The organism is Pseudomonas sp. G3-39 (genome assembly GCF_054790485.1).
This window is the reverse complement of record NZ_CP186497.1, coordinates 5,279,878-5,293,297: the sequence shown is the minus strand read 5'-3', so window position 1 is coordinate 5,293,297 and position 13,420 is coordinate 5,279,878. Positions and strand designations below refer to the sequence as shown.

Genomic DNA, 13,420 nt, shown 5'->3' with positions numbered 1-13,420 from the left:
TGTCAAGGTTCGACGGGCGGGGAGGTCGGGGCCTTGCCTTGACTGGGGACAAGATCCTCTTTAGACTCTTGATCCCCTAAATTTGGCGGGAATCCGTTCCTGTCATTTTGCTTTTCTTGCAAGACAATAGCGTCGCAAGACAACAGTGGAGCTAGTAGATGGCAACTATCAACCAGCTGGTACGTCAGCCGCGTAAGCGTATCGTCGAGAAATCCGACGTGCCTGCGCTGCAGAACTGCCCGCAACGTCGTGGCGTGTGCACCCGTGTGTACACCACTACGCCGAAAAAACCTAACTCGGCACTGCGTAAAGTATGCCGTGTGCGTCTGACCAACGGTTTCGAGGTTTCCTCGTACATCGGTGGTGAAGGCCACAACCTGCAAGAGCACAGCGTGGTACTGATCCGCGGCGGTCGTGTAAAAGACTTGCCAGGTGTTCGTTACCACACCGTTCGCGGCTCCTTGGATACTTCCGGCGTTAAAGGCCGTAACCAGGGTCGTTCGAAGTACGGTACCAAGCGTCCGAAGTAATCGGTCGTTTTGCAGATTTTCATTTTATTGAGTCGATAAGAGTAAGGTCGGGCTTGCATCCAATGGATCTGTCCCGAACTAACCTGAAGACCGCTTGAGGGCTTATCATGCCAAGACGTCGCGTAGCAGCAAAGCGTGAGATTCTGGACGATCCGAAATACGGAAGCCAGATCCTCGCCAAATTCATGAACCACGTTATGGAAAGCGGCAAGAAAGCCGTTGCCGAGCGTATCGTTTATGGTGCCCTGGAAACCGTGAAGGCTCGTAAGGCCGGCACCGATCCCCTGGAACTCTTCGAAAAAGCACTCGACGCCATCGCTCCGCTGGTCGAAGTGAAGTCGCGCCGCGTTGGTGGTGCTACTTACCAGGTTCCGGTCGAGGTTCGTCCTTCCCGCCGTAACGCTCTGGCAATGCGCTGGTTGGTAGACTTCGCCCGTAAGCGTGGCGAGAAGTCTATGGCTCTGCGTTTGGCTGGCGAACTGCTGGATGCTGCTGAAGGTAAAGGTGCTGCTGTTAAGAAGCGTGAAGACGTGCACCGTATGGCCGAAGCCAACAAAGCTTTCTCGCACTACCGCTTCTAATTTTAGCTTCACTAATTTTGCGAGGGCTTTATGGCTCGTACTACTCCGATTAGTCGCTACCGTAACATCGGTATCGTCGCTCACGTGGATGCTGGTAAAACCACCACCACCGAGCGCGTCCTTTTTTACACTGGCAAAAGTCACAAAATGGGCGAGGTGCATGACGGCGCCGCGACCACGGACTGGATGGTTCAGGAGCAGGAGCGTGGTATTACCATTACTTCTGCTGCCATTACCGCCTTCTGGAAAGGTTCCGAGAAGCAGTACCCGCACGAGCACCGTTTCAACGTCATCGATACCCCGGGCCACGTAGACTTCACCATTGAAGTTGAACGTTCCCTGCGCGTACTCGACGGCGCTGTCGTTGTATTCTGCGGTACTTCGGGTGTTGAGCCGCAGTCGGAAACCGTATGGCGTCAGGCCAACAAATACGGCGTTCCACGTCTTGTTTACGTAAACAAGATGGACCGTGCCGGTGCCAACTTCCTGCGCGTGATCGGTCAGATCAAGCAGCGTCTGGGTCACACTCCGGTGCCGATTCAGCTCGCTATCGGTTCGGAAGACAACTTCCAGGGCCAGATCGACCTGATCAACATGCAGGCTGTTTACTGGAACGACTCTGACAAGGGTATGGTTCCTGTTCGCAAGGAAATCCCTGCGGACATGCTCGAGCTGGCTACTGAGTGGCGCAGCAACATGGTTGAGGCTGCGGCCGAAGCCAGTGAAGAGCTGATGAACAAGTACCTGGAAGGCGAAGAGCTGTCGATCGAAGAGATCAAGGCTGCTCTGCGTCAGCGTACTATCGCTGGCGAAATCGTTCTGGCTGTGTGCGGTTCGTCGTTCAAGAACAAGGGCGTTCCCCTGGTTCTCGACGCCGTTATCGACTTCCTGCCTGCTCCAACCGACATTCCAGCTATCAAGGGCTCGAACCCTGATAACGAGGAAGAGGAAATGGAGCGTCACGCAAGTGACGACGAGCCGTTCGCGGCACTGGCGTTCAAAATCGCTACCGACCCATTCGTGGGTACTTTGACCTTCGTCCGTGTTTACTCGGGCGTGTTGAACTCCGGCGACGGCGTGATCAACTCGGTTAAAGGCAAGAAAGAGCGCGTGGGCCGTATGGTGCAAATGCACGCAAACGCCCGTGAAGAGATCAAGGAAGTACGCGCTGGCGACATCGCGGCCCTGATCGGCATGAAGGACGTCACCACTGGTGAAACCCTCTGCAACGCTGACAAGCCAATCATCCTGGTTCGCATGGACTTCCCGGAGCCGGTTATTTCGGTTGCCGTAGAGCCTAAGACCAAGGATGACCAGGAAAAAATGGGTATCGCACTGGGCAAGCTGGCTCAGGAAGACCCGTCTTTCCGCGTTAAAACTGATGAAGAGACTGGTCAAACGATCATCTCCGGCATGGGCGAGCTGCACCTGGACATCCTGGTTGACCGGATGCGCCGTGAGTTCAACGTCGAAGCCAACATCGGCAAGCCTCAGGTTTCGTATCGTGAGCGCATCACGAAGAACTGTGAAATCGAAGGCAAGTTCGTTCGTCAGTCCGGTGGTCGCGGCCAGTTCGGTCACTGCTGGATCCGTTTTGCTCCTGCTGACGAAGGTCAGGAAGGTCTGCAATTCGTGAACGAAGTTGTAGGTGGTGTGGTTCCTAAGGAATACATCCCGGCTATCCAGAAGGGTATCGAAGAGCAGATGAAGAACGGCGTTGTTGCCGGCTATCCGCTGATCGGCCTGAAGGCTACCGTGTTCGATGGTTCTTACCACGACGTCGACTCCAACGAGATGGCGTTTAAAGTGGCTGCTTCCATGGCGACCAAGCAACTGGCCCAGAAGGGCGGTGGTGAGTTGCTCGAGCCGATCATGGCGGTAGAGGTTGTTACGCCTGAAGACTATATGGGTGATGTAATGGGCGACCTTAACCGTCGTCGCGGCATGATCCAGGGTATGGAAGACACAGTGTCCGGCAAGGTTATCCGTGCCGAGGTTCCACTGGGTGAGATGTTCGGTTATGCGACCGACGTTCGTTCCATGTCCCAGGGTCGCGCAAGCTACTCTATGGAATTCAAAAAATACGATACGGCTCCGTCGCACATCGTCGAATCCGTAACCAAAAAACAAGGCTGATTCAGCCCCTTTAGGCTAGGAGTTAATTGTCGTGGCTAAAGAAAAATTTGATCGTTCCCTACCGCACGTCAACGTTGGCACCATCGGTCACGTTGACCACGGTAAAACCACTCTGACCGCTGCTCTGACTCGCGTCTGCTCCGAAGTTTTCGGTTCGGCCGTAGTTGAATTCGACAAGATCGACAGCGCTCCAGAAGAAAAAGCCCGCGGTATCACCATCAACACCGCTCACGTTGAGTACAACTCGACTATTCGTCACTACGCTCACGTTGACTGCCCAGGTCACGCTGACTACGTGAAGAACATGATCACCGGTGCTGCCCAGATGGACGGCGCGATCCTGGTTTGCTCGGCCGCTGATGGTCCGATGCCGCAAACCCGTGAGCACATCCTGCTGTCCCGTCAGGTAGGCGTTCCGTACATCGTGGTTTTCCTGAACAAGGCTGACCTGGTAGACGACGCTGAGCTGCTGGAACTGGTTGAGATGGAAGTTCGCGACCTGCTGTCTACTTATGACTTCCCAGGCGACGACACTCCGATCATCATCGGTTCGGCTCGTATGGCGCTGGAAGGCAAAGACGACAACGAAATGGGCACCACTGCCGTTCGTAAGCTGGTTGAAACTCTGGATACCTACATCCCAGAACCAGTTCGTATGATCGACAAGCCATTCCTGATGCCAATCGAAGACGTATTCTCGATCTCGGGTCGCGGTACTGTTGTGACTGGTCGTATCGAGCGCGGTATCGTTCGCGTTCAAGATGCACTGGAAATCGTTGGTCTGCGTGACACCACTACCACCACCTGCACCGGTGTTGAGATGTTCCGCAAGCTGCTCGACGAAGGTCGTGCTGGCGAGAACTGCGGCGTTCTGCTGCGTGGTACCAAGCGTGACGACGTTGAGCGTGGTCAGGTTCTGGTTAAGCCAGGTTCGGTTAAGCCGCACACCAAGTTCACCGCAGAAGTTTACGTTCTGAGCAAGGAAGAAGGCGGTCGTCACACTCCGTTCTTCAAAGGCTACCGTCCACAGTTCTACTTCCGTACTACTGACGTGACTGGTAACTGCGAGCTGCCAGAAGGCGTTGAAATGGTAATGCCAGGTGACAACATTCAGATGACTGTTACCCTGATCAAAACCATCGCGATGGAAGACGGTCTGCGTTTCGCTATCCGTGAAGGCGGTCGTACCGTCGGCGCTGGCGTCGTAGCCAAAATCATCGAGTAATTCTCTTTTATAGAGTCTGCTTGATGAAGTGAAAAAGCCCCCGCTCAGCGGGGGCTTTTTTATTGGGTTGACACCTATCTGGGGCGTCTATAGAATTGCGCCTCCTTTTAACGGGCGTATTGCGCCCGGTGGGAATAGCAGCCGGAGTCTGAAATCCAATGCAAAATCAGCAAATCCGTATCAGGTTGAAGGCTTTCGACCATCGCCTGATCGACCAATCAACCCAGGAAATCGTGGAAACCGCGAAGCGTACTGGTGCTCAAGTGCGTGGTCCAATTCCACTGCCTACCCGTAAAGAGCGGTTCACCGTTCTGGTTTCCCCGCACGTCAACAAAGACGCGCGTGACCAGTACGAAATCCGCACTCATAAGCGCGTTCTGGACATCGTCCAGCCAACGGATAAAACCGTTGATGCTCTTATGAAGCTTGATCTTGCGGCCGGTGTGGAAGTGCAGATCAGCCTCGGCTAAGACTCGGTCTTGGTCGTGTAACGCTCTGAAATGGGCGGCCATAGCGGGTGAAAGCCCCGTACACTCATGAGGTTTACAACATGACTATTGGTGTAGTCGGTCGTAAATGCGGTATGACCCGTATTTTCACCGAAGAAGGTGTCTCCATTCCGGTCACGGTCATTGAGATCGAGCCGAATCGCGTCACCCAGTTCAAAACTGAAGAGACCGATGGCTATCGTGCAGTGCAAGTCACTGTCGGCGAGCGTCGTGCTTCGCGTGTAACAGCAGCTCAAGCTGGTCACTTCGCTAAAGCGAACGTTGCCGCTGGTCGCACCACCATGGAATTCCGTCTTGAAGAAGGCGAGTACCAGGCTGGCGATCTGATCAACGCTGAAATCTTCGCCGCTGGTCAACTGGTTGATGTAACCGGTCAGTCCAAGGGTAAAGGCTTCCAGGGTACGATCAAGCGTTGGAATTTCCGCGGGCAAGATAACACCCACGGTAACTCCGTATCCCACCGCGTCCCAGGCTCTATCGGCCAGTGCCAGACTCCTGGTCGTGTATTCAAGGGCAAAAAAATGTCCGGTCATATGGGCGCTGAGCGCGTGACCGTGCAGTCCCTGGAAGTAGTGCGCGTGGACGCTGAACGCAATCTGTTGTTGGTCAAGGGCGCTGTTCCTGGCGCTACTGGCGGCAACCTGGTTGTACGTCCAGCAGCCAAGGCTCGCGGTTAAGGGGAAGCTGACATGCAATTAAATGTAAATGACGCTCAAGCGATCGAAGTTTCCGAACTGACATTTGGCGGCGAGTTCAACGAGACGCTGGTTCACCAAGCAGTCGTGGCCTACATGGCTGGCGGCCGTCAAGGTAGCAAGCAGCAAAAGACCCGTTCCGACGTTCGTGGTGGCGGTAAGCGCCCATGGCGTCAGAAAGGTACTGGCCGTGCTCGTGCCGGTACTATCCGTAGCCCAATCTGGCGTGGCGGCGGTACCACTTTCGCAGCTCGTCCACAGGATCACTCCCAGAAGCTGAACAAGAAGATGTATCGCGCAGCAATGCGTTCCATCCTTGCTGAGCTGGTGCGTACTGATCGTCTGGTCGTGGTTCAGGATTTCGCTGTTGAAACTCCGAAAACCAAAGATCTGCTGGGCAAGCTGAACAACATGAGCCTGACCGATGTTCTCATCGTGTCGGACGCTGTTGATCAGAACCTGTACCTGGCTGCTCGTAACCTGCCACACGTAGATGTACGTGACGTGCAAGGTTCCGATCCAGTTAGTCTGATCGCATACGACAAGGTGTTGATCACCGTGTCGGCCGTGAAGAAATTCGAGGAGCTGCTGGGATGAACCAGGAACGCGTATTTAAAGTTCTGCTTGGCCCGCACGTTTCCGAGAAGGCTACGGTTCTGGCAGACAAGAAAGGCCAGTTCGTTTTCAAGGTTGCTACTGATGCAACCAAGCTGGAAATCAAGAAGGCCGTCGAAAGCCTGTTCAGCGTGAAAGTAGAGCGCGTCACTACCCTGAACGTTCTGGGTAAGAGCAAGCGCACTGCTCGCGGTCTGGGCAAGCGTAATGACTGGAAGAAGGCAGTTATCTCCCTTCAGCCAGGCCAAGATCTCGATTTCAGCAGCAGTGCTGAGTAAGGAAGGGGTGCATCATGGCAATCGTTAAATGCAAACCGACTTCCCCTGGCCGCCGTTTTGTGGTCAAGGTGGTCAACCAGGAGCTGCATAAAGGCGCTCCTCACGCACCGCTGCTCGAGAAAAAATCGAAGACTGGTGGTCGTAACAACAATGGCCGTATTACCACTCGTCACATCGGTGGTGGTCATAAGCAGCATTACCGTATGGTCGATTTCCGTCGCAACGACAAAGATGGCATCGTCGCCACTGTCGAGCGTATCGAATACGATCCAAACCGTACTGCTCACATTGCACTGCTCTGCTACGCAGACGGCGAGCGTCGCTACATCATCGCCCCTAAAGGCGTGAGTGCTGGCGACCAGCTGATCGCAGGCGCTCTGGCTCCAATCAAGCCAGGCAACGCTCTGCAACTGCGCAACATTCCAGTCGGTTCTACCGTACACGGCATCGAACTGAAGCCAGGTAAAGGCGCACAGATCGCTCGTTCCGCTGGTGCTTCGGCTCAGCTGATCGCTCGTGAAGGCGTGTACGTTACCCTGCGTCTGCGTTCCGGTGAAATGCGTAAAGTCCTGGCTGAATGCCGTGCGACCCTGGGCGAAGTCTCGAACTCCGAGCATAGCCTGCGTTCGCTGGGTAAAGCTGGTGCCAAACGCTGGCGTGGCGTTCGCCCAACCGTTCGTGGTGTTGCCATGAACCCGGTTGACCACCCACATGGTGGTGGTGAAGGTCGTACCTCTGGTGGTCGTCATCCGGTATCGCCATGGGGCTTCCCGACTAAGGGCGCGAAGACTCGTGGTAATAAGCGTACCGACAAAATGATCGTCCGTCGTCGCAAGTAAATAGAGGGATACGACAGTGCCACGTTCTCTGAAAAAAGGTCCTTTTATTGATCTTCACCTACTGAAGAAGATCGAAGTGGCGGCGGAAAAGAACGATCGCAAACCAATTAAGACTTGGTCGCGTCGTTCGATGATCCTGCCACAAATGGTCGGTCTGACCATCGCAGTACACAACGGCCGTCAGCACGTCCCAGTTCTCGTGAACGAAGACATGGTTGGCCATAAACTGGGCGAGTTCGCCGGTACCCGCACTTATCGTGGGCACGTGGCTGACAAGAAAGCCAAGCGTTAAGGGGTAAGGAAATGGAAGTAGCCGCTAAGTTGTCGGGCGCTCGAATCTCCGCCCAGAAAGCCCGCTTGGTCGCCGACCAGATCCGCGGGAAGAAGGTGGGCGAAGCGCTCAACCTGTTGGCTTTCAGCAGTAAGAAAGCCGCCGAGATCATGAAGAAAGTGCTGGAGTCGGCCGTAGCCAACGCCGAGCATAACGAAGGCGCAGACGTTGATGACCTGAAGGTCAGCACCGTTTTCGTCAACGAAGGGCGTTCGCTGAAGCGCATCATGCCACGTGCCAAAGGCCGTGCTGATCGCATCGTCAAGCGGTCTTGCCATATCACTGTCAAGGTTGCTGACAAGTAACGGAGTCGAAGAGATGGGTCAGAAAGTACATCCCATTGGCATTCGCCTGGGAATCGTCAAGGAGCACACCTCCGTCTGGTACGCAGACGGTCGGACTTATGCGGACTACTTGTTCGCAGATCTGAAAGTGCGTGAGTATCTCCAAGACAAACTAAAAAGCGCGTCCGTAAGCCGTATCGATATCCATCGTCCGGCCCAAACTGCACGCATCACCATCCACACCGCTCGTCCAGGTATCGTTATCGGGAAGAAAGGTGAAGATGTTGAGAAACTGCGTCAGGACCTGACCAAGCAAATGGGTGTGCCTGTGCACATCAATATCGAAGAGATCCGCAAGCCGGAGCTCGACGGTATGCTGGTTGCGCAGAGCGTAGCTCAGCAGCTGGAGCGTCGTGTAATGTTCCGTCGCGCTATGAAGCGCGCAGTACAGAACGCCATGCGCATTGGTGCCAAAGGCATCAAAATCCAAGTGAGCGGTCGTCTCGGCGGTGCTGAAATCGCACGTACTGAATGGTATCGCGAAGGTCGTGTGCCACTGCACACCCTGCGTGCCGACATCGACTATGCCAACTACGAAGCTCACACCACCTACGGTGTGATCGGTGTAAAGGTTTGGATCTTCAAAGGCGAAGTAATTGGTGGTCGCCAAGAAGAGCTGAAACCACAAGCACCAGCGCCTCGTAAAAAAGCTGCTAAGTAAGGGGTACGCCAAATGTTGCAACCAAAGCGTACGAAGTTCCGCAAGCAGATGACCGGCCACAACCGTGGTCTGGCACTGCGCGGTAGCAAAGTCAGCTTCGGCGAGTTCGCGCTGAAGTCTGTTGCTCGTGGTCGTCTCACCGCTCGTCAGATCGAGTCAGCGCGTCGTGCTCTGACCCGTCACGTAAAACGTGGTGGCAAGATCTGGATCCGTGTATTCCCGGACAAGCCGATCTCCAAGAAACCTCTCGAGGTTCGTATGGGTAAAGGTAAGGGTAACGTGGAGTACTGGGTTGCCCAGATTCAGCCAGGCAAAGTCCTGTATGAAATCGAGGGTGTTTCTGAAGAGCTGGCGCGTGAGGCTTTCGCCCTGGCTGCTGCAAAGCTGCCGCTCGCCACCTCCTTTGTTAAACGGACGGTGATGTGATGAAAGCGAATGAACTTCGTGAAAAATCCGCACAGCAGCTGAACGAGCAACTGCTCGGCTTGCTGCGCGACCAGTTCAATCTGCGTATGCAGAAAGCAACTGGCCAGTTGGGGCAGTCTCATCTGCTCTCGCAAGTTAAGCGTGACATCGCTCGCGTGAAGACTGTGCTCAACCAGCAGGCAGGTAAGTGATCATGGCTGAAGCCGAAAAAACTGTCCGTACGCTGACTGGCCGTGTTGTCAGCGACAAGATGGACAAAACCATCACCGTTCTGATCGAGCGTCGCGTTAAGCACCCGATCTACGGTAAATACGTTAAGCGTTCGACTAAGCTGCACGCGCACGACGAAACCAATCAGTGCCACATCGGCGACAAAGTCACTATTCGTGAAACTCGTCCGATGGCCAAGACCAAGTCTTGGGCGCTGGTTGATGTTCTCGAACGCGCTGTGGAAGTCTAAGGGCTAGGGGTCGGAGAAATTATATGATTCAGACTCAATCCATGCTCGATGTGGCCGATAACAGCGGCGCTCGCCGCGTTATGTGCATCAAGGTGCTGGGTGGCTCCCATCGTCGTTACGCTGGTATCGGTGACATCATCAAAGTTACCGTCAAGGAAGCAATTCCTCGCGGTAAAGTGAAAAAAGGCCAAGTGATGACTGCTGTTGTAGTCCGCACTCGTCACGGCGTACGTCGTGCTGATGGCTCCATTATCCGCTTTGATGGCAACGCTGCTGTTCTTCTGAACAACAAGCAAGAGCCGATCGGCACCCGTATCTTTGGGCCAGTGACCCGTGAACTTCGTACTGAGAAGTTCATGAAGATCGTCTCGCTCGCCCCAGAAGTGCTGTAAGGAGATCCGACATGCAAAAGATTCGTCGTGACGACGAGATCATCGTGATCGCCGGCAAAGACAAAGGTAAGCGCGGTAAGGTGCTGAAGGTTCTTGCTGACAACCGTCTGGTTGTTGGTGGTCTGAACCTGGTCAAGCGTCATACCAAGCCTAACCCGATGTCGGGCGTACAGGGCGGTATCGTCGAGAAAGAAGCGCCACTGCACGCTTCCAACGTCGCCATCTTCAACGGCGAAACCAACAAGGCTGACCGCGTTGGTTTCAAAGTAGAAGACGGTAAGAAAATTCGTGTCTTCAAGTCGACCCAAAAAGCGGTTGATGCTTGAACACTGCTAGGTAGAAGACCATGGCACGACTAAAAGAGATTTACCGGAAGGAAATCGCTCCGAAACTTAAGGAAGAACTTAAGCTTTCGAACGTGATGGAAGTTCCGCGCGTTACCAAAATCACCCTGAACATGGGTCTGGGCGAAGCGATCGGCGACAAAAAAGTCATCGAGCACGCTGTTGCTGACCTGGAAAAGATCACCGGCCAAAAAGTCGTTGTGACCTACGCTCGTAAATCCATTGCTGGCTTTAAAGTCCGTGAAGGATGGCCGATCGGCGTCAAAGTGACTCTGCGCCGTGAGCGTATGTACGAGTTCCTGGATCGTCTGCTGTCGATCTCCCTGCCTCGGGTTCGCGACTTCCGCGGCCTGAATGCCAAGTCCTTCGATGGTCGTGGCAACTACAGCATGGGCGTGAAAGAGCAGATCATTTTCCCGGAAATCGACTACGACAAGATCGATGCTCTCCGCGGTCTGGACATTACCCTGACCACCACTGCCAAGAACGATGATGAAGGCCGCGCTCTGCTGCGTGCTTTCAAATTCCCGTTCCGCAACTGATTGGAGTAGGAAAATGGCCAAGAAGAGCATGAAAAACCGTGAGCTGAAGCGTCAGCTCACTGTTGCCAAGTACGCCACCAAGCGTGCAGCGCTGAAAGCTATCATCGTTGATCTGAACGCAAGTCCAGAAGCGCGTTGGGAAGCTACCGTAGCTCTGCAGAAGCAACCACGTGACGCAAGCGCTTCGCGCATGCGTAACCGTTGCCGCCTGACTGGTCGTCCGCACGGCGTTTACCGCAAGTTCGGCCTGGGCCGTAACAAACTGCGTGAAGCGGCAATGCGTGGTGACGTTCCAGGTCTGGTTAAAGCCAGCTGGTAATCGCTGTCAAAGCCTTGATGGTCGGGTTCGCAAGAACCTGACCATCGGTGGCCTTGAATCTGAATCAAGCCCCTTTTGGGGCTTGATTCATTTCTGGGGTGTGTCTAGAATGACCGGCTCGCCTGAGCCCGTGTTTTTCATGCCCGGAGTTTCTCGGCGACATGTAGTAGCCGCAAGGCTAATTTTTCTGTATTAGGAGCGTCTAGCCCATGAGTATGCAGGACCCGTTAGCGGACATGCTAACTCGAATCCGTAATGCCCAGATGGCTGAAAAGTCTGTCGTAAGCATGCCGTCTTCCACGTTGAAGGTGGCTGTAGCAAAAGTCCTGAAGGACGAAGGTTACATCGCGGATTTTCAGATCACCACCGACGCTAAGCCGTCGTTGTCCATCTCGCTGAAATACTTCGAAGGCCGTCCGGTCATCGAGGAAGTGAAGCGCGTTAGTCGTCCAGGCCTGCGTCAGTACAAGTCCGTTGAAGATCTGCCGAAAGTTCGTGGCGGTCTTGGCGTGTCTATCGTCTCCACCAACAAAGGTGTGATGACGGATCGTGCTGCGCGCGCTGCCGGTGTCGGCGGCGAAGTTCTTTGCACTGTGTTCTAAGGGGGGATAAGCATGTCTCGCGTCGCTAAGAACCCCGTTAAGCTGCCAGCCGGTGTCGAAGTAAAATTCGCAGGCCAACAGCTTTCGGTGAAGGGTGCCAAGGGTACTCTTGAACTGAACATCCATTCGTCCGTTGAGATCGTTGAAGAAGCTGGTGAGCTGCGTTTCGCTGCTCGCAATGGCGATCAACAGACTCGCGCAATGGCCGGTACCACGCGTGCGTTGGTAAACAACATGGTCCAAGGCGTAAGCCAAGGCTTCGAGCGCAAGCTCCAGCTGGTCGGTGTTGGTTACAAAGCGCAAGCAAAAGGTCAGGTGCTGAACCTGGCTCTTGGCTTCTCGCACCCAGTGGATTACGAACTGCCGCAAGGCATCACCGCTGAGACTCCTAGCCAGACCGATATCCTGATCAAGGGCATCGATAAACAGCTGGTAGGTCAAGTGGCCGCTGAGATCCGCGACTTCCGTCCACCAGAGCCGTACAAAGGCAAAGGTGTGCGCTACGCGGACGAAGTCGTCCGTCGTAAAGAAGCCAAGAAGAAGTAGGGCATAGCAAATGACCGACAAAAAAGTTACTCGACTGCGTCGCGCTCGCAAAGCACGCCTGAAAATGCACGAACTCGAAGTCGTGCGTCTCTGCGTGTTCCGCTCGTCGCAGCACATCTACGCCCAGGTCATCTCGGCCGACGGCAACAAAGTCCTGGCAAGCGCCTCGACTTTGGATAAAGAACTGCGTGATGGCGCCACTGGCAACATCGACGCGGCCACAAAGGTTGGCCAGCTGGTCGCTACGCGTGCTAAGGCCGCTGGCGTCTCGCAAGTGGCTTTCGACCGCTCTGGCTTCAAGTACCATGGCCGCGTTAAAGCGCTGGCTGATGCTGCTCGTGAAGCTGGGCTGGAGTTCTAAGTTATGTCAAATAACGACCAAAAGCGCGACGAAGGCTACATTGAGAAGCTGGTTCAAGTTAACCGCGTAGCCAAAACCGTTAAAGGCGGCCGTATCTTCACTTTCACCGCGTTGACCGTGGTTGGTGATGGTAAAGGGCGTGTTGGCTTCGGCCGTGGCAAGTCGCGTGAAGTGCCTGCTGCGATCCAGAAGGCAATGGAAGCTGCTCGCCGCAACATGATTCAAGTTGACCTGAACGGCACTACCCTGCAGTACGCAATGAAGTCCGCTCACGGCGCTTCGAAGGTGTACATGCAGCCTGCTTCTGAAGGTACCGGTATCATCGCTGGCGGCGCTATGCGTGCTGTCCTCGAAGTTGCTGGCGTTCAGAACGTTCTGGCCAAGTGCTACGGCTCGACTAACCCGGTAAACGTGGTTCACGCCACTTTCAAAGGTCTGAAAGCCATGCAATCTCCTGAGTCCATCGCTGCCAAGCGTGGCCTGACTGTCAAGGAGATCTTCTGATCATGGCTACCGTTAAAGTTACGCTGATCAAAAGCATGACCGGCCGCATCCCTAACCACAAACTGTGCGTTAAGGGTCTGGGTCTGCGTCGCATCGGTCACACTGTAGAAGTCCAGGATACTCCCGAGAATCGCGGGATGATCAACAAGGCTTACTACATGCTGCGTGTCGAGGGTTAAT

At 54.6% G+C, this 13,420-nt stretch carries 24 protein-coding genes; all 24 read left to right on the top strand.

From position 1 onward, the window contains the following. The first annotated feature begins 158 nt into the window (after positions 1 to 158). The 24 genes from rpsL (at position 159) to rpmD (ending at position 13,419) form a co-directional block, all read left to right on the top strand. The gene (gene rpsL, locus ACOYXG_RS23950; protein ID WP_003186084.1) at positions 159 to 530 is read left to right on the top strand and encodes a 30S ribosomal protein S12; all 372 of its coding nucleotides are present in this window, start codon (positions 159 to 161) and stop codon (positions 528 to 530) included. Positions 531 to 637: 107 nt separating this feature from the next. Next, positions 638 to 1,111: a 30S ribosomal protein S7 gene (gene rpsG / locus ACOYXG_RS23945; protein ID WP_003228745.1), complete on the top strand. Its 474-nt coding sequence runs from the start codon at positions 638 to 640 to the stop codon at positions 1,109 to 1,111. Between the two features lie 30 nt (positions 1,112 to 1,141). Then, complete coding sequence (gene fusA / locus ACOYXG_RS23940) at positions 1,142 to 3,247, top strand: elongation factor G (protein ID WP_007962223.1); 2,106 nt, start codon at positions 1,142 to 1,144, stop codon at positions 3,245 to 3,247. Positions 3,248 to 3,278: 31 nt separating this feature from the next. Continuing rightward, positions 3,279 to 4,472 carry an elongation factor Tu gene (gene tuf, locus ACOYXG_RS23935; protein WP_024014521.1) on the top strand — a complete coding sequence of 398 codons (1,194 nt, stop codon included), beginning with the start codon at positions 3,279 to 3,281 and terminating at the stop codon, positions 4,470 to 4,472. A 158-nt stretch (positions 4,473 to 4,630) separates the two neighbouring features. After that, positions 4,631 to 4,942, top strand: coding sequence for a 30S ribosomal protein S10 (gene rpsJ, locus ACOYXG_RS23930; protein WP_003186070.1), 312 nt, complete (start codon positions 4,631 to 4,633; stop codon positions 4,940 to 4,942). Positions 4,943 to 5,022: 80 nt separating this feature from the next. Further along, on the top strand, positions 5,023 to 5,658 hold the full coding sequence (gene rplC, locus ACOYXG_RS23925) for a 50S ribosomal protein L3 (RefSeq protein ID WP_003228738.1): 636 nt from the start codon (positions 5,023 to 5,025) through the stop codon (positions 5,656 to 5,658). Positions 5,659 to 5,670: 12 nt separating this feature from the next. Beyond that, positions 5,671 to 6,273, top strand: coding sequence for a 50S ribosomal protein L4 (gene rplD / locus ACOYXG_RS23920; protein WP_003228735.1), 603 nt, complete (start codon positions 5,671 to 5,673; stop codon positions 6,271 to 6,273). Further along, the gene (rplW, locus tag ACOYXG_RS23915) at positions 6,270 to 6,569 is read left to right on the top strand and encodes a 50S ribosomal protein L23 (RefSeq protein ID WP_002555488.1); all 300 of its coding nucleotides are present in this window, start codon (positions 6,270 to 6,272) and stop codon (positions 6,567 to 6,569) included. Before rplD ends, rplW begins: the two co-directional genes overlap by 4 nt. 14 nt (positions 6,570 to 6,583) lie before the next feature. Further along, on the top strand, positions 6,584 to 7,408 hold the full coding sequence (gene rplB / locus ACOYXG_RS23910; RefSeq protein ID WP_003228734.1) for a 50S ribosomal protein L2: 825 nt from the start codon (positions 6,584 to 6,586) through the stop codon (positions 7,406 to 7,408). 16 nt (positions 7,409 to 7,424) lie between these two features. Next, a complete protein-coding gene (gene rpsS / locus ACOYXG_RS23905) occupies positions 7,425 to 7,700 on the top strand; it encodes a 30S ribosomal protein S19 (protein ID WP_003228731.1) in 276 nt (91 codons plus the stop codon). Positions 7,701 to 7,711: 11 nt separating this feature from the next. Beyond that, positions 7,712 to 8,044, top strand: a complete 333-nt coding sequence (rplV, locus tag ACOYXG_RS23900; protein ID WP_003103908.1) for a 50S ribosomal protein L22 — start codon at positions 7,712 to 7,714, stop codon at positions 8,042 to 8,044. Positions 8,045 to 8,057: 13 nt separating this feature from the next. Then, the gene (rpsC, locus tag ACOYXG_RS23895; RefSeq protein ID WP_003176422.1) at positions 8,058 to 8,744 is read left to right on the top strand and encodes a 30S ribosomal protein S3; all 687 of its coding nucleotides are present in this window, start codon (positions 8,058 to 8,060) and stop codon (positions 8,742 to 8,744) included. A gap of 12 nt (positions 8,745 to 8,756) precedes the next feature. After that, complete coding sequence (gene rplP / locus ACOYXG_RS23890) at positions 8,757 to 9,170, top strand: 50S ribosomal protein L16 (RefSeq protein WP_003228729.1); 414 nt, start codon at positions 8,757 to 8,759, stop codon at positions 9,168 to 9,170. Further along, positions 9,170 to 9,361 carry a 50S ribosomal protein L29 gene (gene rpmC / locus ACOYXG_RS23885; RefSeq protein WP_002555481.1) on the top strand — a complete coding sequence of 64 codons (192 nt, stop codon included), beginning with the start codon at positions 9,170 to 9,172 and terminating at the stop codon, positions 9,359 to 9,361. Before rplP ends, rpmC begins: the two co-directional genes overlap by 1 nt. 2 nt (positions 9,362 to 9,363) lie before the next feature. Then, the gene (gene rpsQ, locus ACOYXG_RS23880) at positions 9,364 to 9,630 is read left to right on the top strand and encodes a 30S ribosomal protein S17 (protein ID WP_003194644.1); all 267 of its coding nucleotides are present in this window, start codon (positions 9,364 to 9,366) and stop codon (positions 9,628 to 9,630) included. Between the two features lie 23 nt (positions 9,631 to 9,653). Then, positions 9,654 to 10,022: a 50S ribosomal protein L14 gene (rplN, locus tag ACOYXG_RS23875; RefSeq protein ID WP_002555479.1), complete on the top strand. Its 369-nt coding sequence runs from the start codon at positions 9,654 to 9,656 to the stop codon at positions 10,020 to 10,022. Between the two features lie 11 nt (positions 10,023 to 10,033). Further along, entirely contained in the window at positions 10,034 to 10,348 is a 315-nt protein-coding gene (rplX, locus tag ACOYXG_RS23870; RefSeq protein ID WP_003186046.1) for a 50S ribosomal protein L24, read from the top strand. Positions 10,349 to 10,368: 20 nt separating this feature from the next. Continuing rightward, entirely contained in the window at positions 10,369 to 10,908 is a 540-nt protein-coding gene (gene rplE, locus ACOYXG_RS23865) for a 50S ribosomal protein L5 (RefSeq protein WP_003210069.1), read from the top strand. Between the two features lie 13 nt (positions 10,909 to 10,921). Further along, entirely contained in the window at positions 10,922 to 11,227 is a 306-nt protein-coding gene (gene rpsN, locus ACOYXG_RS23860) for a 30S ribosomal protein S14 (protein ID WP_003228726.1), read from the top strand. A gap of 209 nt (positions 11,228 to 11,436) precedes the next feature. Beyond that, a complete protein-coding gene (rpsH, locus tag ACOYXG_RS23855) occupies positions 11,437 to 11,829 on the top strand; it encodes a 30S ribosomal protein S8 (protein ID WP_007966178.1) in 393 nt (130 codons plus the stop codon). Positions 11,830 to 11,841: 12 nt separating this feature from the next. After that, positions 11,842 to 12,375, top strand: a complete 534-nt coding sequence (gene rplF, locus ACOYXG_RS23850) for a 50S ribosomal protein L6 (protein ID WP_007966176.1) — start codon at positions 11,842 to 11,844, stop codon at positions 12,373 to 12,375. A gap of 10 nt (positions 12,376 to 12,385) precedes the next feature. Beyond that, positions 12,386 to 12,736 carry a 50S ribosomal protein L18 gene (rplR, locus tag ACOYXG_RS23845; protein ID WP_003186037.1) on the top strand — a complete coding sequence of 117 codons (351 nt, stop codon included), beginning with the start codon at positions 12,386 to 12,388 and terminating at the stop codon, positions 12,734 to 12,736. A gap of 3 nt (positions 12,737 to 12,739) precedes the next feature. After that, the gene (gene rpsE, locus ACOYXG_RS23840; RefSeq protein WP_003176409.1) at positions 12,740 to 13,240 is read left to right on the top strand and encodes a 30S ribosomal protein S5; all 501 of its coding nucleotides are present in this window, start codon (positions 12,740 to 12,742) and stop codon (positions 13,238 to 13,240) included. A gap of 2 nt (positions 13,241 to 13,242) precedes the next feature. Next, positions 13,243 to 13,419: a 50S ribosomal protein L30 gene (gene rpmD, locus ACOYXG_RS23835; RefSeq protein WP_003176408.1), complete on the top strand. Its 177-nt coding sequence runs from the start codon at positions 13,243 to 13,245 to the stop codon at positions 13,417 to 13,419. The last annotated feature ends 1 nt before the right edge of the window (position 13,420 follow it).